At 63.6% G+C, this 20,804-nt stretch carries 22 protein-coding genes; 10 read left to right on the plus strand and 12 right to left on the minus strand.

Features of this window, described 5'->3' with window-relative positions; genetic code table 11:
* Positions 1-66: 66 nt before the first annotated feature.
* Genes P9273_RS13320 through P9273_RS13330 form a run of 3 tightly spaced genes read left to right on the plus strand, consistent with a single transcriptional unit; the run spans position 67 to position 4,161 of the window.
* Positions 67-1,959 carry an ABC transporter ATP-binding protein gene (locus P9273_RS13320; RefSeq protein WP_278049331.1) on the plus strand — a complete coding sequence of 631 codons (1,893 nt, stop codon included), beginning with the start codon at positions 67-69 and terminating at the stop codon, positions 1,957-1,959.
* Positions 1,956-3,839 (plus strand): ABC transporter ATP-binding protein, encoded by a 1,884-nt coding sequence (locus P9273_RS13325; RefSeq protein ID WP_278049332.1) that lies wholly within the window; start codon positions 1,956-1,958, stop codon positions 3,837-3,839. The genes P9273_RS13320 and P9273_RS13325 overlap by 4 nt, the downstream gene beginning before the upstream one ends.
* A 10-nt stretch (positions 3,840-3,849) precedes the next feature.
* Entirely contained in the window at positions 3,850-4,161 is a 312-nt protein-coding gene (locus P9273_RS13330) for a DUF6665 family protein (protein WP_040996880.1), read from the plus strand.
* A 116-nt stretch (positions 4,162-4,277) separates the two neighbouring features.
* Here P9273_RS13330 and P9273_RS13335 read toward each other — a convergent pair whose 3' ends face one another.
* Positions 4,278-4,622, minus strand: coding sequence for a cupin domain-containing protein (locus P9273_RS13335; RefSeq protein WP_278049333.1), 345 nt, complete (start codon positions 4,620-4,622; stop codon positions 4,278-4,280).
* A 314-nt stretch (positions 4,623-4,936) separates the two neighbouring features.
* Here P9273_RS13335 and petA point away from each other — a divergent pair, with 314 nt between their 5' ends.
* The 4 genes from petA (at position 4,937) to P9273_RS13355 (ending at position 8,338) form a co-directional block, all read left to right on the plus strand.
* On the plus strand, positions 4,937-5,497 hold the full coding sequence (gene petA, locus P9273_RS13340; protein ID WP_040996875.1) for a ubiquinol-cytochrome c reductase iron-sulfur subunit: 561 nt from the start codon (positions 4,937-4,939) through the stop codon (positions 5,495-5,497).
* Positions 5,498-5,513: 16 nt separating this feature from the next.
* A complete protein-coding gene (locus tag P9273_RS13345) occupies positions 5,514-6,818 on the plus strand; it encodes a cytochrome b (RefSeq protein WP_278049334.1) in 1,305 nt (434 codons plus the stop codon).
* A gap of 19 nt (positions 6,819-6,837) precedes the next feature.
* Positions 6,838-7,695 (plus strand): cytochrome c1, encoded by an 858-nt coding sequence (locus P9273_RS13350; RefSeq protein ID WP_040996871.1) that lies wholly within the window; start codon positions 6,838-6,840, stop codon positions 7,693-7,695.
* A 97-nt stretch (positions 7,696-7,792) separates the two neighbouring features.
* Positions 7,793-8,338, plus strand: a complete 546-nt coding sequence (locus P9273_RS13355; RefSeq protein ID WP_040996869.1) for an adenine phosphoribosyltransferase — start codon at positions 7,793-7,795, stop codon at positions 8,336-8,338.
* A 46-nt stretch (positions 8,339-8,384) separates the two neighbouring features.
* Here the strand turns inward: P9273_RS13355 and P9273_RS13360 are convergent, their stop codons facing one another.
* The 5 genes from P9273_RS13360 to P9273_RS13380 all read right to left on the minus strand — a co-directional run bounded on the left by P9273_RS13360 (position 8,385) and on the right by P9273_RS13380 (position 12,213).
* Positions 8,385-8,855 (minus strand): MaoC family dehydratase, encoded by a 471-nt coding sequence (locus P9273_RS13360; RefSeq protein WP_040996866.1) that lies wholly within the window; start codon positions 8,853-8,855, stop codon positions 8,385-8,387.
* Positions 8,852-9,322 (minus strand): MaoC family dehydratase, encoded by a 471-nt coding sequence (locus tag P9273_RS13365; protein ID WP_278049526.1) that lies wholly within the window; start codon positions 9,320-9,322, stop codon positions 8,852-8,854. The genes P9273_RS13360 and P9273_RS13365 overlap by 4 nt, the downstream gene beginning before the upstream one ends.
* Positions 9,323-9,400: 78 nt before the next feature.
* Entirely contained in the window at positions 9,401-10,504 is a 1,104-nt protein-coding gene (gene ychF, locus P9273_RS13370) for a redox-regulated ATPase YchF (protein WP_278049335.1), read from the minus strand.
* A gap of 230 nt (positions 10,505-10,734) precedes the next feature.
* Positions 10,735-11,457, minus strand: coding sequence for an aminoacyl-tRNA hydrolase (gene pth / locus P9273_RS13375; RefSeq protein ID WP_278049336.1), 723 nt, complete (start codon positions 11,455-11,457; stop codon positions 10,735-10,737).
* Between the two features lie 111 nt (positions 11,458-11,568).
* Entirely contained in the window at positions 11,569-12,213 is a 645-nt protein-coding gene (locus P9273_RS13380) for a 50S ribosomal protein L25/general stress protein Ctc (RefSeq protein WP_278049337.1), read from the minus strand.
* Between the two features lie 324 nt (positions 12,214-12,537).
* Here P9273_RS13380 and P9273_RS13385 point away from each other — a divergent pair, with 324 nt between their 5' ends.
* Positions 12,538-13,182, plus strand: coding sequence for a glutathione S-transferase family protein (locus tag P9273_RS13385; RefSeq protein WP_278049338.1), 645 nt, complete (start codon positions 12,538-12,540; stop codon positions 13,180-13,182).
* 52 nt (positions 13,183-13,234) lie between these two features.
* Here P9273_RS13385 and P9273_RS13390 read toward each other — a convergent pair whose 3' ends face one another.
* Positions 13,235-13,675 carry a MarR family winged helix-turn-helix transcriptional regulator gene (locus tag P9273_RS13390; RefSeq protein ID WP_278049339.1) on the minus strand — a complete coding sequence of 147 codons (441 nt, stop codon included), beginning with the start codon at positions 13,673-13,675 and terminating at the stop codon, positions 13,235-13,237.
* A 149-nt stretch (positions 13,676-13,824) separates the two neighbouring features.
* On the opposite strand from P9273_RS13390, the gene P9273_RS13395 reads away from it, so the two are divergent.
* Entirely contained in the window at positions 13,825-14,682 is an 858-nt protein-coding gene (locus P9273_RS13395; RefSeq protein WP_278049340.1) for an alpha/beta fold hydrolase, read from the plus strand.
* A 79-nt stretch (positions 14,683-14,761) separates the two neighbouring features.
* On the opposite strand, the gene P9273_RS13400 is transcribed toward P9273_RS13395, so the two are convergent.
* The gene (locus P9273_RS13400; RefSeq protein WP_278049341.1) at positions 14,762-15,991 is read right to left on the minus strand and encodes an MFS transporter; all 1,230 of its coding nucleotides are present in this window, start codon (positions 15,989-15,991) and stop codon (positions 14,762-14,764) included.
* 163 nt (positions 15,992-16,154) lie between these two features.
* On the opposite strand from P9273_RS13400, the gene P9273_RS13405 reads away from it, so the two are divergent.
* A complete protein-coding gene (locus P9273_RS13405) occupies positions 16,155-17,039 on the plus strand; it encodes an AraC family transcriptional regulator (protein WP_278049342.1) in 885 nt (294 codons plus the stop codon).
* On the opposite strand, the gene P9273_RS13410 is transcribed toward P9273_RS13405, so the two are convergent.
* From P9273_RS13410 to pgeF, 4 genes are all read right to left on the minus strand, one after another.
* A complete protein-coding gene (locus tag P9273_RS13410) occupies positions 17,036-17,971 on the minus strand; it encodes a ribose-phosphate pyrophosphokinase (RefSeq protein ID WP_040989656.1) in 936 nt (311 codons plus the stop codon). The genes P9273_RS13405 and P9273_RS13410 overlap by 4 nt on opposite strands.
* Before the next feature lie 184 nt (positions 17,972-18,155).
* Positions 18,156-18,779, minus strand: coding sequence for a hypothetical protein (locus P9273_RS13415; protein WP_278049343.1), 624 nt, complete (start codon positions 18,777-18,779; stop codon positions 18,156-18,158).
* A 55-nt stretch (positions 18,780-18,834) separates the two neighbouring features.
* Entirely contained in the window at positions 18,835-19,986 is a 1,152-nt protein-coding gene (locus tag P9273_RS13420; protein WP_040989654.1) for a M24 family metallopeptidase, read from the minus strand.
* Positions 19,986-20,774: a peptidoglycan editing factor PgeF gene (pgeF, locus tag P9273_RS13425; protein WP_278049344.1), complete on the minus strand. Its 789-nt coding sequence runs from the start codon at positions 20,772-20,774 to the stop codon at positions 19,986-19,988. Before pgeF ends, P9273_RS13420 begins: the two co-directional genes overlap by 1 nt.
* Between the last annotated feature and the right edge of the window lie 30 nt (positions 20,775-20,804).

Genomic DNA, 20,804 nt, shown 5'->3' on the forward strand with positions numbered 1-20,804 from the left:
ACTTGGTCAGAGGCCTGCCGGCGACCAGATCGGGCACCGCAGGTTTCCGGCCTCTGCGAGAGAAAAATGTTCGACCGCATCTTCACCTGGTTCGAAAGCCGTTATTCGCCGGTGGCGCTGGCCGAAGACCGGCAGCCGCCAATGGGACTTTGGCGGTTCTACTGGTATTTCATAAGGCAGTTTCGCGCCGCCTACTGGCTGCGCATCATCATCGTTGCCGTCGCCGCTGTCGTGGACGCGATGCTGCCGATTTTCGTCGGTCTGATCGTGGGCCTGCTCTCCAGCACCAAGCCGGGCGATTTCTTTGCCGCGCATGGGCCGCTGCTCGCGCTGATGGCCTTCGTGGTGCTGCTGCGTCCGCTGTCGATGGTTATCGACGCGCTCATCCGCAACCACGCCATCGCGCCGAACCTCATCGACCTCATCCGCTGGCAAAGTCATTGGTATGTCGTGCGCCAGGACTGGTCGTTCTTCCAGAACGACTTTGCCGGCCGCATTGGAACCAAGGTCATGCAGAGCGGCGATTCGATGGAGATGAGCGTCAACCTCACCGTCGATGCCGTCTGGTATGCGCTGGTCTTCGTCGCTGTCGCCATCGTGGTGCTGGCGCGACTCGACCCGCTGTTGCTGGCTGTGGTGGCGGTATGGCTTGTGTTCTACTGCCTGATCTTCTGGTCCGCGATGCCGAGGATCACGCAACGCTCGTCCCAACTGTCGGAGCGGTGGTCGCAGGTGAGTGGCCGAATGGTCGACAGCTACACCAACATCCTGACACTCAAGACATTCTCGACCGGCGAGCACGAAGACAAATATGTCTCGCAGGCCGTGGTCGAGCACGCCCACACGTTCTACCGGCTGATGCGCGTTTTCACGCTGATGTGGTCGGCCTTGTTCATCCTCAACGCGGCGCTGCTTATCGCCGTGAGCTGGCTGGCGCTCGCCGGCTGGAACGCCGGCGCCATGACCACCGCGGCCGTGGCGACCGCGATACCGTTCGCGCTGCAGATCGCCAACATCTCCGGCAGGATCCTCGATGTCGGCGCCAACGTCTTCCGCCAGATCGGCGTCGCCAGCAACTCGATGACGACGATCGCCCGGCCGATCGTCATGAAGGACCAGCCCGACGCACCGGCCCTCGTGGTGACCGCCGGCGGCATCGAGTTCGACCGGGTGAACTTCAACTACTGGCGCAAGGACGGCAAAGGCGGCGTCATCGACAATCTGTCGCTGAAGATCGCGCCGGGCGAGCGGGTCGGCCTGATCGGGCGTTCAGGAGCCGGCAAGTCGACGCTGGTCAATCTCGTGCTGCGGCTGTTCGATGTGCAGGACGGCAAGGTACTGATCGACGGGCAGGACATCCGCAACGTGTCGCAGGAGAGCGTCCGCGCGGCGATCGGCTTCGTCAATCAGGACACGTCGCTCTTGCATCGATCCGTTCGCGAGAACCTCAAATATGGATGCCAGTCGGCCAGCGACGAGGCGATGTTCAGCGCCGCCAAAGCCGCCCAGATCGACGATGTGATCGCGGGGCTGACAGATCCGCATGGGCAAAGCGGCTATGAGGCGCTTGTCGGCGAACGCGGCGTGAAGCTGTCCGGCGGACAGCGGCAACGCATCGCAATCGCCCGCGTTATGCTGAAGGACGCGCCGATCCTCATCCTCGACGAGGCGACGTCCGCGCTCGATTCGGAAGTGGAAGCGGCCATCCAGGAGAACCTCTACAAGCTCATGCAGGGCAAGACCGTCATCGCCATCGCCCACCGCCTGTCGACCATCGCGGCGATGGATCGGCACGTGGTCATGGACAAGGGCCGCATCGTCGAGGAAGGCTCGCATGAGGCCTTGATCGCCAAGGGCGGCCTCTACGCCCAGCTTTGGCGGCGCCAATCGGGCGGCTTCCTGCTCGAGGAAAAGCAGGCGGCCGACGATCCGGCGACGAAAGGTGAAGCCGCCGAATGATGCATGCCATCTACCGCTGGTTCGAGCGCTGGGTCTACCCGTTCCGCGAGCCCGCGAATCTGCGGCCGCCCGCCAGCGTCGGCGGCTTCCTGTGGCACTATGTCGGGCAGGCAAAGCTCGCCTTCTTCGCCATGCTGATCATCGGCGGCATCGCCCCGCTGGTGGAGGCGGGGCTGTTCTATTTCGTCGGAAGGCTGGTCGATATCCTCGACCAGTTGCCGGGCGAGCGCAGCGGGCACGCGCTTTGGACCGCGGCCGGTCCCGAGCTCTTGTTCATGGGCGCGGTGGTGCTCGTCATCCGCACGGCCGTCGTCGGCCTTTCGGCGCTGGTCGACGAGCAGACGATCACGCCGGGCTTCTACAATCTGGTGCGCTGGCAGGCGCATCGGCATGTGTCGCGCCAGTCCTACGCTTTCTTCCAGAACGACTTCGCCGGCCGCATCGCCACCAAAGTCTGGCAGGCGGGGCAGGCGACGGGCGACCTGATGGAGAGCTTCATCGAGGTGGTCTGGTTCATGATCGTCTATACGGTCACCACGCTGGCGCTGGTAGCCGGGCTGGATTGGCGGCTGGCGGTCATGGTGGCGGTCTGGATCGCCGCCTTCGGCTGGCTGGCGAAACTCTATCTGCCGGCGATCCGCAAGCATGCCGAAGCGACCGCCGAGGCGGGCTCAATGATCACCGGCCGCATCGTCGATTCCTATTCCAACGTGCAGACGCTGAAGTTGTTCTCGGCCGATGGCGACGACCGCTATATCCGCAGCGGCTTCGACATCTATCTCGACGCGCTGCGGCCCTTCACGCGCCGGCTGACCGGCGTGCGCATGGCGCTGACCATGCTCTCCGGCGTCATGATCACCGCGATCGCCGCCTTTGCCATCTATCTTTGGGTCGAAGGCACGATCACGGTCGGCGCCGTCGCCTTCACCCTGTCGCTGGTGCTGCGGCTCAACATGCTGCTCGGCCGCCTGATGATGCAGCTCAACGGCATTTTGAGGAATCTCGGCGTGCTGGAGAATTCCAAGGCGCTAATCTCGCAGCCGCTCGGCCTGACCGACACGCCGGACGCCAAGGAACTGGTCGTCACCGGCGGTCGCATCGACGTCAGCAACGTCACCTTCCATTACGGCAAGGGGGGAGGGGTCTTGGACGGCATAGACCTCGTCGTGCGTCCGGGCGAGAAGGTCGGCCTGGTCGGCCCGTCAGGCGCCGGCAAGACGACCTTGGCCAATCTGATCCTGCGCCTCTACGACCTCGAAGGCGGCCAGATCCTGATCGACGGCCAGGATATCGCCGAGGTCACGCAGAACTCGCTGCGCGGCAATATCGGCGTGGTCAGCCAGGACACCGCGCTGTTCCACCGCTCGCTGCGCGACAACATCAAGCTCGGCATGCCGGACGCCACCGATGCGCAGGTGATCGCCGCAGCCCGAAGAGCCGAGGCGCATGACTTCATCCTGGGACTGCGCGACACCAGAGGTCGCGTCGGCTACGAGGCTTATGTCGGAGAGCGCGGCGTCAAACTCTCCGGCGGGCAGCGGCAGCGCGTGGCGATCGCGCGCGTCTTCCTCAAGGATGCGCCTATCCTCATCCTCGATGAAGCGACCTCGGCGCTCGATTCGGATATCGAGGCGGCGATCCAGGAGAACCTGACCAGGCTGATGGAGAACAAGACCGTGATCGCCATCGCGCACCGACTCTCGACGATCGCAGCACTTGACCGGCTGGTGGTGCTCGACGGCGGCCGCATCGTCGAACAGGGCACGCATGACGAACTGGTGGCGCTCGACGGCCTCTACGCGCGGCTCTGGAAACGGCAGTCCGGCGGCTTCCTGTTCAACGAGGAAAGCGTGCTGGAAGAGACGCGCCCGGCGGAGTAGAACGAGAGATATGTCGGTCAGAATGCCCAGTAATTTCGGACGGTCCGGCGCGCAGGAAAGCGCGCTCGACCTGCTCGGCCACGAAATCCTCGCCGAGAAGGCCGCGGCGCTCGGCCGCGCCGGCGAGCGCGTGGAGGAAACCCTGGCGAAGCTGCGCGACCATGGTGAGGGCGAGCATCGCAATCGGCTGCTCAAGGAAGCGGCCGCCGCCGTCCACGCCTACTTCATCCAGCGCGAGCTCTGCGGGCTGCGCAAGCACGATGCCGTAATCCGCGAATACAACATCCCGCGGGCCGTGCTGGTCAGGCTGGGCGCAAGCTAAAGCAATTCCAGAAAATGTGTGCACAGTCCCCGTTCGGAATTGCGAAGAAACAAGGACGATAGAACTAGGCGGGGATCGGTGAAGGGAAACAGGGCCTGCCTCTCGCGCAGCCGGGATCACTCCAGCCATTCGGTGAGGAAGCTGCCGTTCTCGTGGATGTCGGTGGTCTCGAGCGGACCCGGGCCGAGATTGGTGAATTTGTGCGGCGTGTCCGGCGGCACGATCAGAATCTGGCCCGCGGTCGCCGTTATCTGCTGCTCGCCGACCGTGAACAGGCCGGTGCCGGAACGGATGATGAAGATCTCCGCATAAGGATGCTTGTGCAGGCGCGGACCACCGCCGACCTCGGGCTGATAATTGAAGATAAGGCAGGAGTTGGAGCCGAACGGCCCGCATTGCAACTCGCCCTGCCAGCGGTCGGGTGCTGCCGCCCATCTGTCGCGGTCGATGACATGCGCCATGGCCCGACAATAGACCGGGCCAGCAGCCGCTGTCGAGGCAAGCGGAGCCCCCGATTTTATCATTGAATTCAGTGCTGTTTGGCGCTGTTCGGCGGCCCGATGATCAAGCCGTGGCGCAGGCCGCGGCACGTGCCCGCGACAATCTGCCCTTGTGCCCTCACCCCGCTGGACAAAAACGGGCTTCACGCATAAACCGAACCTCCAAATGCCGGAGGAATTCGCTAGCCTGTTCGCCATGCGCTGTCGGGCAGGTGCGATTGAGCGGGGACAAGGCTCGGCCTCCGGTTAGGAAGAGGCGAAAGGATCAGGCACCCGTGAGCGCAACCGACATCCACGATCCCAACCGTCGCGATTTTCTCTACGTAGCCACCGGCATGGCCGCCGTTGTCGGCGCTGGAGCCGTCGCGTGGCCGTTCATCGACCAGATGCGCCCCGACGCCTCGACGCTGGCGCTGGCTTCGGTCGAGGTCGATGTCTCGTCGCTGCAGCCCGGCAGCTCGCTGGTCGTCAAATGGCGCGGCAAGCCGGTGGTGGTGCGCAACCGCACCGAAAAGGAAATGAAGGACGGCGAAGCGGTCAACCTCGCCGATCTCAAGGACCCGATTGCGCGCAACGCCAACCTGCCGGCCGACGCGCCGGCGACCGACGCCAACCGCACCACGCCCGGCAAGGAAGCCTGGATGGTGATGGTGCAGGTCTGCACCCATCTCGGCTGCATCCCGCTCGGTCAGGAAGGCGATTTCGGCGGCTGGTTCTGCCCATGCCACGGTTCGCAATACGACACCGCCGGCCGCATCCGCAAAGGTCCGGCGCCGGAGAACATGGCGATCCCGGTATTCAAGTTCATTTCCGATACCAAGATCCTTATCGGTTGAGGCAGGGGACATTTCGATGAGCGAGGGACACTCGACCTATACGCCCAAGACCGGTATCGAGCGCTGGTTCGATGCGCGCATGCCGCTGCCGCGGCTGATCTATGACAGCTTCGTGGCCTATCCGGTGCCGCGCAACCTTAACTACATGTGGACGTTCGGCGGCATCCTGTCGATCATGCTCGCCTCGCAGATCCTGACCGGCATCGTGCTGGCCATGCATTACACGTCCGACACCAATCTCGCCTTCGATTCGGTCGAGAAGATCATGCGCGACGTCAATTCGGGATGGCTGCTGCGCTATCTCCATTCCAACGGCGCCTCGTTCTTCTTCGTCGCCGTCTACATCCACATCTTCCGCGGGCTGTTCTACGGCTCCTACAAGGCGCCGCGCGAGCTGCTGTGGATTCTCGGCTGCATCATCTACCTTTTGATGATGGCCACCGGCTTCATGGGCTATGTGCTGCCCTGGGGCCAGATGAGCTTCTGGGGCGCCACCGTCATCACCGGCTTCTTCAGCGCCATTCCGCTGGTCGGCAACTGGATCCAGGAATTGCTGCTGGGCGGCTTCGCCGTGGACAATCCGACGCTGAACCGCTTCTTCGCCCTCCACTATCTGTTGCCGTTCATGATCGCCGGCGTCGTCGTGCTGCACATCTGGGCGCTGCATGTCGTTGGCCAGTCGAACCCGACCGGCATCGAGGTCAAGTCCAAGACCGACACGGTCGCCTTCACGCCTTACGCCACCATCAAGGACGCGTTCGGCATGATCGTGTTCCTGTTCTTCTTCGCCTATTTCGTCTTCTACCTGCCGAACTATCTCGGCCACCCGGACAACTACACGGTCGCCAACCCGCTGAAGACGCCGGCCCATATCGTTCCGGAATGGTACTTCCTGCCGTTCTACGCGATCCTGCGCGCCATCACCTTCAATATCGGCCCGATCAACTCCAAGCTCGGCGGCGTGCTGTGCATGTTCGGCGCCATCGCCATGCTGTTCCTGGTGCCGTGGCTGGACACCTCCAAGGTGCGCTCGGCGGTCTACCGTCCTTGGTACAAGCTGTTCTTCTGGCTGTTCGTCGCCGACGCCATTCTGCTTGGGTGGCTGGGCTCGCAGCCGGCGGAAGGCTCTTACGTGTTCATGGCACAGATGGCGACTTTGTTCTACTTCGCCTTCTTCCTGGTCATCATGCCGGTGCTCGGCCTGATCGAGACGCCACGGCGCTTGCCCAATTCGATCACCGAAGCGGTGCTGGAAAAGAAGAACAAGGGCGCCGGCGGACATCCGGCAGGCGCGGTTAGCGCGCCGGAAACCAAGGGCTGAGAATCTGAGGGGATTTGGCATGAAGAAGATTCTCACCTCGCTGGCGCTGCTTGGCCTGGTGGTCGCGGGCACCGCTGCCATCGCCGCCGAAGAGGAACACAACGCGGCCGCCCCGACACATTTCCCGATCAACGAACCGAAGGAAATGAGCTGGAGCTTCGCCGGGCCGTTCGGCACCTATGACAAGGCGCAACTGCAGCGCGGCCTCAAGGTCTACAAGGAAGTCTGCTCGGCCTGCCATTCGATGAACCTGGTGGCGTTCCGCACCTTGGAAGGCCTCGGCTACTCGGACGCGCAGATCAAGACACTGGCCGCCGAATACACCATCCATGACGGCCCGAACGATGCCGGCGACATGTTCGACCGCCCCGGCAAGCCGTCGGATCATTTCCCGGCGCCGTTCCCGAACGAGCAGGCGGCCGCGGCCGCCAATGGCGGCGCCGCCCCGCCGGACATGTCGCTGCTCGCCAAGGCGCGCGGCGTCGAGCGCGGCTTCCCGCGATTCATCTTCGATATCTTCACCCAGTATGCGCAGGGCGGCCCGGATTACATCCACTCGCTGCTCACCGGCTACGACCAGACGCCGCCGGCCGGCATGGTGATCCCGGAAGGCACACACTACAATCCGTACTTCCTGTCCGGCGTGTCGCTGAAGATGCCGAAGCCGCTTTCGGACGGCCAGGTGACCTATGACGACGGCTCGCCGCAGACCGTCGACCAGTATGCCCGCGACGTCTCGGCCTTCCTGATGTTCGTCGCCGAGCCGCATTTGGAGGACCGCAAGAAGACCGGTTTCCGCGTCATGGTCTTCCTGCTGCTCTTCGGCGCGCTGGTTTACATGACCAAGCGCAGGGTGTGGGCCGACGTCGCGCACTGAGCGGGCCGGCTTCCAGAAAAATGCAAGGGCGCCGAAAGGTGCCCTTTTCTTTTCGGCCGCTTGCCGGCAAAACTGTGCGGCAACGGATCAACCGCTTATGAAACCCTCCCTCGAAGACACGCTGCTTGCGGCCATCCGCACCATTCCGGACTATCCGAAGCCCGGTATCCTGTTTCGCGACATCACCACGCTGCTCGGTGATGCGCGCGCCTTCCGCCGCGCCATAGACGAGCTGGTGCATCCCTATGCCGGGCTGAAGATCGACAAGATCGCCGGCATCGAGGCGCGTGGCTTCATCCTCGGCGGCGCCGTGGCGCACCAGCTTTCGGCCGGCTTCGTGCCGATCCGCAAGAAGGGCAAGCTGCCTTACGAGACGGTGCGCGTAGCCTACAGCCTCGAATACGGGCTGGACGAGATGGAGATGCATAAGGACGGCGTCTCGCCGGGCGAGAAGGTGATCCTAGTCGACGACCTGATCGCCACGGGCGGCACGGCGGAAGCGGCGGTGAAGTTGCTCAGGCAGATCGGCGCCGACATCGTCGCCGCCTGCTTCGTCATCGACCTGCCGGACCTCGGCGGCCGTCAGAAGCTGGAAGCGCTCGGCGTGCCGGTCAGGACGCTGATTGGGTTCGAGGGGCATTGAGCGCCTCTTCCTTCTCCCACAAGAAGGGGGGAAGGGGGAGGTGGCCCTACTCCACCTTCACCAGCACCGCGCTGTCGAACTCGATCACCTTGTCGCCGGTCGAATCAAAGCCTTCCGATCGCAGCGTGAGCAAGTTCCAGCCCGGGCGCCCGGCGAGCGGGCGGTGCGCCAGCGCTGTGCGCGTGAAGGTCACCGTCTCGCCGGCATAGACCGGCTTCAGCCATTTCAAATTGCGGAAGCCCGGCGAGGGGCCGAATTCCGGCTGCGGGCCGGGGCCGGTCCAACGCACGCCCTCGGTCTCCATGCGCTTTTCGAGATTGTATTTCATCCAGGTGGCGGCGGTGTGCCAGCCCGAGGCGCAGAGCCCGCCGAGCACGCTCTTCTTCGCCGCCTCTTCGTCGACATGGAAGATCTGCGGATCATATTTCCTGGCGAACGCCTTGATCTCGTCGGCCTCGAACTTGTGCGAGCCGAGGGTCACGGTCTGACCGATCAGGAAGAATTCGTCCAAAGTCATGATAGGCCCCGTGCGGCATCACGCGCGAGGAACATGCCGGTGTTCTCCAGCTCGAAGACGCTCTCGCCGCGCTGGTTGACCAGCTCGCTGCGCATGGTGATCAAGCCGAGCTGGGGCCGCGATTTGGACTGGCGCTTGGACAGGATCGTGACCGTGCCGCGCAGGGTGTCGCCGGCCAGAACCGGCTTCTTCCATTTCACATGCTCGATGCCGGGCGACCCTTGAGAGGTCGAATCGAGCAGGAAGGCGTCGCAGAGCATGCGCATGAACATCGCGCAGGTATGCCAGCCCGAAGCCGAAAGCCCGCCGAGGATGCTGGCCTTGCCGGCTTCCTCGTCGAGATGCATCGGCTGGGCATCGAACTCCGAGGCGAATTCGATGATCTCGGCAGCGCTTACAGTCTTGCTGCCGAGGTCCAGCGAGGAGCCCTCGACGAAATCCTCATAGGCCCAAGTCTTTCCCGTCATGTCGGCAGCCCGGTTCATCCTTAGATCCTGGTGGTGGGACGATTTGGTCAAGTGATTTCTGGTAAGCCAGTCAGGCACTCAGGTGTTGAACTTGAACAGCATGATGTCGCCGTCCTGGACGACATATTCCTTGCCTTCGTCGCGGGCCTTGCCGGCCTCCTTAGCCGCGACTTCGCCGCCCAGCGTAACGAAGTCGTTGTAGGAAATCGTCTGGGCGCGGATGAAGCCGCGCTCGAAGTCGGTGTGGATGACGCCGGCGGCCTGCGGCGCCTTATCGCCCTTGTGGATCGTCCAGGCGCGCGTCTCCTTCGGCCCGACGGTGAAGTAGGTGATCAGATGCAGGAGCTCGTAGCCGGCGCGGATCACCTTGTTGAGGCCCGGCTCGTCGAGGCCGATCGAGGCCAGGAACTCCATTTCTTCCTCGTCGGAAAGCTGGGCGACTTCCGCCTCGATCGCCGCCGAGATCACCACCGTGCCGGCGCCCTGCGCGGCCGCCATCTTCTCCACCGCCTTGGTGTGCTCATTGCCGGTGGCGGCATCCGCCTCGGCGACGTTGCAGACATAGAGGACGGGATGCGAGGTGAGCAGGTTAAGCCCTTGCAGGATGCGCAGGTCCTCCGGCGCGATGCCGTTGAGCAGAAAGCGCGTCGGCTTGCCGGCCTGCAGCAATTCGAGCGCGGCCTCCATCATCGGCAGCACGGCCATCGCTTCCTTGTCCTTGCCGGCGGCGCGCTTGCGGATCTGGACGATGCGGCGTTCGAGGCTTTCGAGGTCCGCGAGCATCAGCTCGGTCTCGACCGTCTCGGCATCGGCCACCGGATCGATGCGGCCCTCGACATGGGTGATGTCGTCATCCTCGAAGCAGCGCAGCACATGCACGATGGCGTCGACCTCGCGGATGTTGGCGAGGAACTGGTTGCCCAGCCCTTCGCCCTTGGAGGCGCCGCGCACCAGGCCGGCTATGTCGACGAAGGAGATGCGGGTCGGGATGATCTCCTTCGACTTACCGATCGCCGCGATCTTTTGCAGCCGCGGATCCGGCACAGCCACCTCGCCGGTGTTCGGCTCGATGGTGCAGAAAGGATAGTTGGCGGCCTGCGCGGCGGCCGTCCTGGTCAGCGCGTTGAACAGCGTCGACTTGCCGACGTTGGGCAAGCCAACGATGCCACATTTGAAACCCATGTTCGTCCAGTCCTGTCGGAATTCGATTTTGGTGAGGGCTATGGGCGATAGGGGTGACGAACGTCAAGTCCCGATCGGCCGGGCGGCCTCATGGCCGCTAATCTGGTTAGCGCGGGATCATCGTGCAAGCCGGCGAAGTGTGGCGAGACGCACCGGTTCGCTGCGAACGAAGGCCTGCGCCGACCGATGTGAATTGCCGCTGAGCGGTCCTCGCGCGGGCGGCGCCGCTTTTAGTCTTTTCCGAACAGCTTCTTCAGCATGGCGGCCATGGGACCGCTCTCGGGCAGTTTTGCCGCCGGCTGCTGCGGGCGCGCCTGGCGGACATGGCTTTGCTGCTTCGGCGGTTTGGGCGGCGGGCGGTCTTCATCGCCGGTCGGCACGAGCTTGTCGCGCAGGGTGAGCGTGACGCGGTTCATGAACGAGCTGTCGTCGCCCCTGGCGAGCAGCGCGGCGTCGTCGGCGATGGCGTCCAGCAGGACATCGAGCCATTCGCGGTCCGCCTTGGCGAAATCGCCAAGCACATGACCGTGCACCATCTCCTTGACGCCGGGATGGCCGACCCCGATGCGCACCCGGCGATAGGCGTTGCCGACATGCTGGTCGAGCGAGCGGATGCCGTTGTGGCCGCCTGAGCCGCCGCCAACCTTGACCCTGAGTTTGCCGGCGGCAAGGTCGATCTCGTCATAGAAGACGGTGAGGGCAGCCGGTTCGAGCTTATAGAAGCGCAGCGCTTCGCCGACCGACTGTCCGGACAGGTTCATGAAGGTTTGCGGCTTGATCAGCAGGATTTTCTCGCCGCCGAGCGTGCCTTCGCAGATCAGGCCCTGGAATTTTCTTGACCAGGGCGAAAAGGAATGGCGGCGGGCTATCGCGTCCGCCGCCATGAAGCCGACATTGTGCCGGTTGTTCTCGTATTTCGCGCCCGGATTGCCGAGGCCTGCAAAAACAAGCATCGTCGCCTCCGGCGTTAGAGCATGATGCCGAAAAGTGTGAAGCGGTTTTCGGAAAACATCATGCTCTGTTTCTTTGATTTAGAGCCGGATGAAATCATCCGGCTCGGAGAATTACTTCTCTTCGGCCGCCGGGGCCGCCGTCTCGGTCGCCGCCGCCTCGGTGGTGACTTCCGCCTCCGGCTTCATCGCCGACGAGCCGGCAATGGTCGCGATGGTGAAGTCGCGATCGGAGATGACCGGCTTGACGCCGGCCGGCAGCTTGACCGCCGAGATGTGGATCGAGTCGCCGATGTCGGTGCCGGCGAGGTCGACGGTGATGAATTCCGGGATCGCGTTGGCCGGGCAGTGGAACTCGACTTCGTGGCGAACGATGTTGAGCACGCCGCCGCGCTTGATGCCGGGCGACTTGTCCTCATTGATGAAGTGGACAGGCACGTCGACATTGACCTCGGTGTCCTTGCCGATGCGCAGGAAGTCGACATGGACAGGGAAATCCTTGACCGGGTCGAGCTGGAAGTCCTTCGGCAGGACCTGGATCTTCTTGCCGTCGACATCGATCGTGGCGATCGTGGTCAGGAACCCGCCGCCATGGATCTTGTAGAAGATGTCCTTGTAGTTCAGCGCAATAGCCAGGGGAGGCTGCTTGTCGCCATAGATGACTGCAGGCACTTTACCGTTGCGGCGAACTGCACGGGCGGACCCCTTACCGACCTGTTCGCGCGCTTCGGCCTTGAGCTCGTAAGTATCGTGGCTCATGGCATTTCCTTTCGCGTGTTATGGAGCGCTTGCGGCAAGCACGAGGCCAACCGTAAACGTCGAAAGCCGTCGGCCTTGCACAGTCGGTCCAAACGCTTTTGGCTGTCCAAATGCTTTGGGGATCATGCGAGGCCTGGCCAGCCTTCCTCCGCGTTGCCTCCAAGGGTGTCTACGCGGGTGGCGGCTCTATAGCGGAAGGCAGCCTGAGGCGCAAGCCGTTGAACCGGAAGCCTTGGCGGCGCCAGGTTCCTTACCCTCGTCATGTAGCATCGGGCAGTTCTCGATCGTCCTATAACAGGCATTCGAAGGATTTTGGAGATCAACATGAAACTTCTGTTCAGCCGCAATCCCAATCCGCGCCTCGCGGTCGCGACGGCGCGCCATCTCGAGGCTAAGATCGCGTTTGAATTCGCATCGCCCATGGCACCGGGGCAGGCCGAGCGCTACCAGGCGCTCAACCCCAATCTGACGTTGCCGATCCTGATCGGACAGGGATGGAGCTTATGGGAGGCGGACGCCATCGCCTGCCGGCTTTCGCGCGAGGTTCGCTCGGATTTCTGGCGCAGCGAGGGGGACGAGCCGGACATGATCCGCTGGATCAGTTGGGGCAAGGAACGGTTCGCCTTCGCTTGCGACATGGTGCATTTCGAGCGCGGCACCAAGCAGCGATATGGCCTTGGGTCCATCGATCAGGCGCTGGTCGATGAGGGGCTGAGGCAGTTCCACAGAGCTGCGGCGGTCCTCGAGCCTGAGCTTTCCAGACGGGAGTGGCTGGTCGGCAATTCGATCTCCTATGCGGACTTTCGCATGGCGACGTTCCTGCCGTTTAATGACGTTGCCGGGTTGCCGCTCGATGATTATCCGTCGATCCGCCGCTGGTACGGCCGGTTGGAAACGATCGACGCCTGGCGCGACCCGTTCCAGGGGCTGGAAGCGCCGCCACTGCCGCCGGTGAAGATCGAGGCGTGACGGCGGCTCGCGATTCCGAACGGAAACCGCTCACACTCTTCCTGGAATTGCGCTAGGCGTCGTCCGCCTGGCCGCCATTCAGCGCATCGCGCAATTTTTGGATTTGCCGGTTCAGGGCATCGAGCTCGGCCAGCTTCATGCCTGAGCGCTCGACCAGCGTCTCGTTGAGGCAATTGCACTGGACGAGCAAGGCCCGTCCTCTTGGGGTCAGGTCGACCTGCACCTGACGCTCGTCGGTCTGGCTGCGCTGGCGGGTGACAAGGCCGGCCTGCTCCATTCTTTTCACCAGCGGGGTGATGGTGCTCGATTCCAGAGCGAGCCGATGCGCGATGCTCCCTACCGACATGCCGTCCGCCTCTCCCAATGCGTTGAGCACGAGATATTGCGGATAGGTGATTCCCATCTCGTCCAGCATCGGCTTGTAGGTGCGGTTGATCGCCATGCTGGTCGCATAGAGCGTGAAGCAGAGCTGATTGTCCAACGGGAGAGGCACGGCGCATTCCTTTTGCCGACTGAGCATCTGCTCTATACCACGAAAAAAGATATTGCGATACATATTTTCGTGGACAAGAGCCCGAAACTCCGGTAGACAGATTGTTATCGCGATATTGTTTATCGCGACAGCAACCAAAGGAGATTGAGATGACCTCGCAGAACAAGTCAGGTTCGGGCAGCGGCACGATCACCACCAAGGACGGAACGCAGATCTTTTACAAGGATTGGGGGACTGGCCAGCCGATCGTCTTCCATCATGGCTGGCCGCTGAGCAGCGACGACTGGGACGCCCAGATGCTGTTCTTCCTGTCAAAAGGTTACCGCGTCATCGCGCATGACCGGCGCGGCCATGGCCGTTCCAGCCAGACCGACACCGGCAATGAGATGGACACCTACGCCGCCGACGTGGCGGCGCTCGCCGCGCACCTCGATCTCAAGGACGCCATCCATGTCGGTCATTCGACGGGCGGCGGTGAGGTGGCGCGCTACGTCGCGCAATATGGCGGCGCGGGCCGTGTCGCCAAGGCCGTGCTGATCGGCGCGGTGCCGCCGATCATGCTGAAGACGCCCGCCAATCCGGGCGGCCTGCCGATCGAGGTGTTCGACGGTTTCCGTGCGGCGCTGGCGGCCAACCGCGCCCAGTTCTTCCACGACGTTCCGGCCGGGCCGTTCTACGGCTTCAACCGCCCGGGCGCGCAGGTTTCCCAGGGCGTCATCGACAATTGGTGGCGCCAGGGCATGATGGGCGGCGCCAAGGCGCATTACGACTGCATCAAGGCCTTCTCGGAAACGGACTTCACCGAAGACCTGAAGACCATCGACGTGCCGGTGCTGGTCATGCATGGCGACGACGACCAGATCGTGCCGATCGCGGACTCCGCGCTGCTTGCGATCAAGCTGCTCAAGAAGGGCGAGCTCAAGGTGTACAAGGGCTTTCCGCACGGCATGGCGACGACCCATGCGGACGTCATCAACGCCGACCTCGTGGCCTTCTTCAAGGCCTGAGGCAGGTCGCCAAACACGAAAGCACCCGCCCTACGGCGGGTGCTTTGATCCTCGGAAGCCATTCGAAGTGGCCGCGCAATCAGGCCTTCCGCGCCTCCTTCATGTTGGGCAGGAATACCGTCAGCAGGCCGAGGAAGGGCAGGTACGAGCAGACCTGGTAGACGAAGTCGATGCCCTTCATGTCGGCGACGACGCCGAGCACGGCAGCGGCGATGCCGCCCATGCCGAAGGCGAAGCCGAAGAAGATGCCGGCGATCATGCCGACGCGGCCCGGAACCAGTTCCTGCGCGAAGACGACGATGTTGGAGAAGGCCGACGACAGGATCAGGCCGATCAGCACGGTGAGCACCATCGTCCATTCCAGATTGGCGTAGGGCAGTGCCAGCGTGAAGGGCAGCACGCCGACGATCGAGAACCAGATCATCGCCTTCTGTCCATAGCGGTCGCCGAACGGGCCGCCGAGCAGGATGCCCAGCGCCGAGGCGCCGAGGAACAGGAACAGCATCACCTGGCTCATCTGCACGGAAACGCCGAACTTATGGATGGCGTAGAAGGTGTAGTAGCTGGAGAGCGAGGCGATATAGGCGTTCTTGGTCAGCACCAGCAGCGTCAGCACAACCAGCGCCCACATGACCTTCTTGCGCGCAAAGGGCGAGACATGGGCAGCCTGCTTGCGGGTGGCCATCGAGGCGCGCAGCCGGCTGTACCAGCCGCCGACCTGCCACAAAACGACGATGCCGATCAGCGAGCCGACGGCGAACCAGGAAATGCTGGTCTGGCCGAACGGCACGACGATGAAGGCGGCGAGCAACGGTCCCATGGCCTGGCCGAAATTGCCGCCCACCTGGAACAGCGACTGCGCCAGACCGAAGCGGCCGCCAGACGCGAAGCGGGCGATGCGCGAGGATTCCGGATGGAAGATCGCCGAGCCGATGCCGATCAGCGACGCGCCCATCAACAGCAGCCAGTAATGGCCGGCATGAGCGAGCACCACCAGCCCCACCAGCGAAGAAGCCATGCCCCAGGGCAAGGAGTAGGGCATCGGCTTCTTGTCGGTGATCATGCCGATGACCGGCTGCAGCAGCGAAGCCGTCACCTGGAAGGTGAAGGTCAGAAGGCCGATCTGCCAGAAATCGAGGCCGTAATTGTCCTTGAGCAGCGGATAGATCGCGGAAAGCAGCGACTGCATGATGTCGTTGACACAGTGACAGAAGCTCACCGCAAGAATGACGGTGAAGGCCGTCGCTTGCGCCGAGATATTGCTTGCCGGCGCCGGTGCGGCGACGGAGGTGGCGGTCGTATCAGTCAAGGCAATGCTCCGTAGTCTTGTTGGAGCATAATCTTTTCCGAAAACCGGTTCCCACTTTTCGGGATCATGCTCTAGGCGGCGAACCGCAGCCGGCCTTATAGGCCGGTTGCCACGGGACTTCTTTCGTGGTTTGGTCCAATAGTTTCGCAAGTGGGCCACATCGATGCCGCATGGCAAGGAGATATTCAAGGGTGACGCCGCCGAGCTCGGCCGGCTGCATGAAAGCCGCTGGCAATGGCTGGAACAGGCCGTCGGGCCGGCCGTGGCACTGCCCACGGAATACCCGGACGGCTACCACGTGCCGCAGCACCGCCACAGCCGCAGCCAGTTGCTGCACGCGCTGGTCGGCGTGGTCCTGGTGACGACCAAGCACGGGCGATGGATGGTGCCGCCCGACCATGCGATGTGGATACCGGCCGGCACCGAGCACTCCGTCGAGATGCTGGGCGATGTCTCGATGCGCTCGGTCTATGTCATGCCGGACGCCATCGCCGGCTTGCCCAAGGGTTTGCGCGTCGTCGGCATCACGGAATTGATGCACAGCCTGATCGTCGAATCGGAGAAGCTGCCGCAGGGGAGTGAGCTCGAGGGGCGTGCCGCGCTCGTCATGGGACTTCTGCTGCACGAGATCCCGAACCTGCCGGAACGGCCGCTCGGCCTGCCTTTCCCGTCCGATCCGAAGCTCGCAGCGCTCTGCCGGCGCTTCGTGGCAGCCCCGTCGCCGCATGCGACGATCGACGAATGGGCGAATGCCGCGGGTATGAGCCGGCGCTCCTTCACCCGTGCCTTCCATCGCCAGACCGGGCTGTCGCTGTCGACCTGGCGCCAGCAGGCGTGTCTGTTCGCGGCGCTGCCCAGGCTCGCCGACGGCGAGCCGATCACCAGGGTGGCGCTCGATCTCGGCTATGACAGCGTGCCGGCCTTCACGACCATGTTCAAACGCATGCTCGGCACCTCGCCGCGCGGCTATATGCGCGGCGCGCGCGAGGCGGGCGAAGGGACGAAACGGATGACCGGGCCTGCTCAGGCCAGCAGCAGCTTAGCTTAGTCGAACAGGCTCGACACGGATTCTTCCGTCGCCGTGCGCGAGATCGCTTCGCCCATCAGGTCGGCGATCGAAATGACGCGGATGTTCGGCGCGTCGAGCACGCCCTGCGTCGGCTGGATGGAATCGGTGATCACCAGTTCCTGCAGCTTCGAGCCAGCGATACGGGCGACGGCGCCGCCGGAGAGCACGCCATGCGTGATGTAGGCGGTGACGGAGGTCGCGCCGTTGGCGAGCAGCGCGTCGGCCGCATTGCAAAGCGTGCCGCCGGAATCGACGATGTCGTCGATCAGGAGGCAGTCCTTGCCGGCGACGGCACCGATGATGTTCATAACTTCCGATTCGCCAGGGCGCTCGCGGCGCTTGTCGACGATGGCAAGCTGCGCGTCGAAACGCTTGGCCAAAGCGCGCGCCCGCACCACGCCGCCGATGTCGGGCGACACGACCACGACATTGCCGAGCTGTTTGTATTTCGCCTTCACGTCGCGGGCCATCACCGGCACCGAGAACAGATTGTCGGTCGGGATGTCGAAGAAGCCCTGGATTTGGCCGGCATGCAGGTCGAGCGTCAGCACGCGGTTGGCGCCGGCGCGGGTGATCATGTTGGCGACCAGCTTGGCCGAGATCGGCGTGCGGCCGGAGGCGCGGCGGTCCTGCCTCGCATAGCCGAAATAGGGGATGACCGCCGTGATGCGCCGCGCCGAGGAACGCATGAAGGCGTCCATCATGATGAGCAGTTCCATCAGATGGTCGTTGGTCGGATAAGAGGTAGACTGCAGGATGAACACATCCTCGCCGCGCACGTTTTCCTGGATCTCGACGAAGATTTCCTGGTCGGCGAAGCGCCTGACGCTGGCCTTCCCCAGCGGGATGTTGAGATAGCGAGCGACCGCCTCGGCCAGCACCCGGTTGGAATTGCCCGCGAAAAGCTTCATGCACCGTTCCTGGTGAAGGATGGAGAGGCCGGAGAGACTCTCATAAGCCTTTTATGCGGGCTTTTAGCGGCCCGCGCCGGTATTGCAAGCTCGTTGTGGGGAATCCTTGCGGCGACCGCAACAAACAGCGCGAAAACATCGCAACCTGGCAACAGTTTGGCTGGCAACAGTTCGGCCGATCCGATCAACCGGCGCCGCCGCTGCCGAGCCAGGCGGCGAACTGGTCGATCGTCTGGTCGGCGATGGCCTGCATGGTGGCGGGCGCTACCGTGGGCCAGCCTTCGCCGCTGCCGACGGAAGGCGCCTTCTGCTGGCCATTGATGCGGTGGAGGCGGTTGCCGGAGGGATCGTAAATGTCCCAGACATAGATGACGGTCGTGTCCTTGCCCTCCGACATCGTCGAAAAATAGCCCTTCAGCACATGCGTCGCCGTCTGGTCCGTGCTGCCGACAAGCGTCAGGCCGCGCTGTTTGGCACGGGTCTGCAGCTCCGCCGTCAACGGTGCCGCCGCGTCCACCGACGCGCCGACGATCGGCGCCACCTGCAGCCGCGTCTTGGCGAGGGCGGCGGTTTGCGCCGGCGTTGCGGGTTTTGCGGATGCCGTCGTCGCGGGAGCGGGCGAAGGAGCCGGCGCGGTTGTGGTCGCAGATGTGGCCGTTGTCGATGTGGCCTGCGGGGCGGCCGAAGACTGGACCGAGCTCGCCGGCGGGGTGATCGCCGAAGGCTCGAGCACGTCCTTGGCGTTGGTGCAGGCGCCAAGCGCCAGCGCCGCAAGCAATGACACGGTCGTCACCTGCGATCGTCTCATTTGCCTGAAAACTCCCTGCTGGCGAACGCCCCCGCGTGGACCAACCATTATGGATTCACTGCACGATCAAGTCGAGATCATGGCGCGACAGCGGCTTCGGCGCCGATTCCGTGGTGAGGTAGGTGCGGCCGAGCGTCATCGCGGTCTCGGTCTCCGAGTCCATGATGATCATATGCGCGAACAGCGTCATATTGGGCGCGATCGGCTCCGGATTGCCTTGGTAGAACATCGGCATGTCCATCCAGGACGGCGTGAAGCGGGCGCCGACCGAATAGCCGCAGGCGTTCAGCCGGTGCTTGGTCAGATTGTGCGCTTCGAGCGTGCGGGCATGCGCGTCGAAGACATCGCCGAAGGTGTTGCCCGGCGTCATCGCCTTCTCGACCGCGAGCAGGGCGGCACGGGAAGCGTCGAACAATTCCTGGTGACGTTTCGACACCTTGCCGGTCAGAACAGTGCGCATCATCGGAGCATGATAATGGTGGAAGACGCCGGCCCATTCGAGCGTCAGCTGGTCGTTCTTGGTGAGCTTGCGGCGGCCGGCCTTGTAGCGACAGAGCAAGGCATCGGCGCCGGAGCCGATGATGTACTCGTTGGCGGGATAGTCGCCGCCGCCGGCAAAGACCGCGCCCTGCATGGCTGCGAGAATGAGCCCTTCGTCGCCGCCCTGCTTGATCAGCGGCAGCGCCGCATCCAGTGCGTCGTCGGAGAGATTGGCGGCCTTTTCCGCCTTGGCGATCTCGGCCGGGCTCTTGAACAGACGCAGCCGGCCGACGATGCCGGAAGCATCGGCGATCTGGCCGAAGGTCTGCAACTGCTCGTCCAGGCGGCGGCCGTTATAGGCGGTCAGGCCATGGGTGTCGTATTCGACACCGATGCGGGCGCCGAGCAGATCTAGATCGTTAAGCAGGTTGCGCAGATCGATCGCCGGGTTGGCGCCCTGACGATCGGTCCACAGCACGATGTTTTCGATGGTCGAAGTATGGCGCGCTTGCCTGAGATCGGCCGAACGGGTGAGCAGCACCATCGAGCCGTCGGCCTTCACCACCAGGCACTGGAAGAAGCAGAAGCCGAAGGTGTCGTAGCCGGTCAGCCAGTACATGCTCTCCTGCGCGAACAGCAACACGGCGTCGAGCTTCTTCTCGGCCATTTCGATCAGCAGCCGGTCGCGTCGCGCGTCGAATTCCGAACGTTCGAAATGCAGCGCCATTACTCTTTCTCCAGAACGATTGCCGAAACCTGGCGCCCGTAATCCGCTTCCTTGCGGTGTGTGGTGCGCCGGTAGGAATAGAACAGCTCTTCTTCCGCGTAAGTGCAGCGGCCAAGGCTCTCGGCGGTCACGCCGGCCTTGCGCAGCCGGTCGACCGTATATCGGTTGAGATCGAACATCGAGTGGCCGGCCGTCTTCGAGGGCCTGAAATAGCAGTGATTGCCGGCGTCCGCTTCGATGAAGCGGGCGACGAATTCCGGCCCGACCTCATAATTGTCGGGGCCGATCGAGGGGCCAAGCACGGCGACGATGCGCTCGCGGCGGGCGCCGAGGGCTTCCATCGCGGCGACGGTGTTTTCGAGCACGCCGGTAAAGGCACCCTTCCAGCCGGCATGCGCGGCGCCGATGACGCGCGCCCCGGCATCCGCGAAGAGAACCGGGCCGCAATCGGCGGTCGAGGCACCGATGGCGATGCCGGGACGGTCGGTGACGATGGCGTCGGCTTTCGGGCGAGGACCGGCGAATGGCTCCCTGGCGACAATGACATCCGGCGAATGGATCTGGTGCGCGGTCAACAGATGATCCGCCGGCACGCCCATCCAGTCGGCAACGCGCCGCCGGTTCTCGGCGACCAGTGTCTGATCGTCACTGGAGCCCGTGCCGATGTTGAGCCCGCGATAGATGCCGTCGGAGACGCCGCCGACGCGGGTGAAGTAGCCGTGTCGCATGCCTTCAGCCTTTTCAAGCAGCGGCGAGCGTACTGGATCGGGTCTGGTCTGATTCAGCATGGTTGGGTTTGTCGTCCGCGCAGGGCAGGT

The sequence above is a fragment of the Mesorhizobium sp. WSM4935 genome, from assembly GCF_029625735.1.
GTDB lineage: Bacteria > Pseudomonadota > Alphaproteobacteria > Rhizobiales > Rhizobiaceae > Mesorhizobium.

Coding starts and splice junctions, on each gene's coding strand:
- P9273_RS13320 (WP_278049331.1), top strand. CDS start 67: ATGTTCGACCGCATCTTCACCTGGTTCGAAAGCCGTTATTCGCCGGTG.
- P9273_RS13325 (WP_278049332.1), top strand. CDS start 1,956: ATGATGCATGCCATCTACCGCTGGTTCGAGCGCTGGGTCTACCCGTTC.
- P9273_RS13330 (WP_040996880.1), top strand. CDS start 3,850: ATGTCGGTCAGAATGCCCAGTAATTTCGGACGGTCCGGCGCGCAGGAA.
- P9273_RS13335 (WP_278049333.1), bottom strand. CDS start 4,622: ATGGCGCATGTCATCGACCGCGACAGATGGGCGGCAGCACCCGACCGC.
- P9273_RS13345 (WP_278049334.1), top strand. CDS start 5,514: ATGAGCGAGGGACACTCGACCTATACGCCCAAGACCGGTATCGAGCGC.
- P9273_RS13350 (WP_040996871.1), top strand. CDS start 6,838: ATGAAGAAGATTCTCACCTCGCTGGCGCTGCTTGGCCTGGTGGTCGCG.
- P9273_RS13355 (WP_040996869.1), top strand. CDS start 7,793: ATGAAACCCTCCCTCGAAGACACGCTGCTTGCGGCCATCCGCACCATT.
- P9273_RS13360 (WP_040996866.1), bottom strand. CDS start 8,855: ATGACTTTGGACGAATTCTTCCTGATCGGTCAGACCGTGACCCTCGGC.
- P9273_RS13365 (WP_278049526.1), bottom strand. CDS start 9,322: ATGACGGGAAAGACTTGGGCCTATGAGGATTTCGTCGAGGGCTCCTCG.
- ychF (WP_278049335.1), bottom strand. CDS start 10,504: ATGGGTTTCAAATGTGGCATCGTTGGCTTGCCCAACGTCGGCAAGTCG.
- pth (WP_278049336.1), bottom strand. CDS start 11,457: ATGCTTGTTTTTGCAGGCCTCGGCAATCCGGGCGCGAAATACGAGAAC.
- P9273_RS13380 (WP_278049337.1), bottom strand. CDS start 12,213: ATGAGCCACGATACTTACGAGCTCAAGGCCGAAGCGCGCGAACAGGTC.
- P9273_RS13385 (WP_278049338.1), top strand. CDS start 12,538: ATGAAACTTCTGTTCAGCCGCAATCCCAATCCGCGCCTCGCGGTCGCG.
- P9273_RS13395 (WP_278049340.1), top strand. CDS start 13,825: ATGACCTCGCAGAACAAGTCAGGTTCGGGCAGCGGCACGATCACCACC.
- P9273_RS13405 (WP_278049342.1), top strand. CDS start 16,155: ATGCCGCATGGCAAGGAGATATTCAAGGGTGACGCCGCCGAGCTCGGC.
- P9273_RS13410 (WP_040989656.1), bottom strand. CDS start 17,971: ATGAAGCTTTTCGCGGGCAATTCCAACCGGGTGCTGGCCGAGGCGGTC.
- P9273_RS13415 (WP_278049343.1), bottom strand. CDS start 18,779: ATGAGACGATCGCAGGTGACGACCGTGTCATTGCTTGCGGCGCTGGCG.
- P9273_RS13420 (WP_040989654.1), bottom strand. CDS start 19,986: ATGGCGCTGCATTTCGAACGTTCGGAATTCGACGCGCGACGCGACCGG.
- pgeF (WP_278049344.1), bottom strand. CDS start 20,774: ATGCTGAATCAGACCAGACCCGATCCAGTACGCTCGCCGCTGCTTGAA.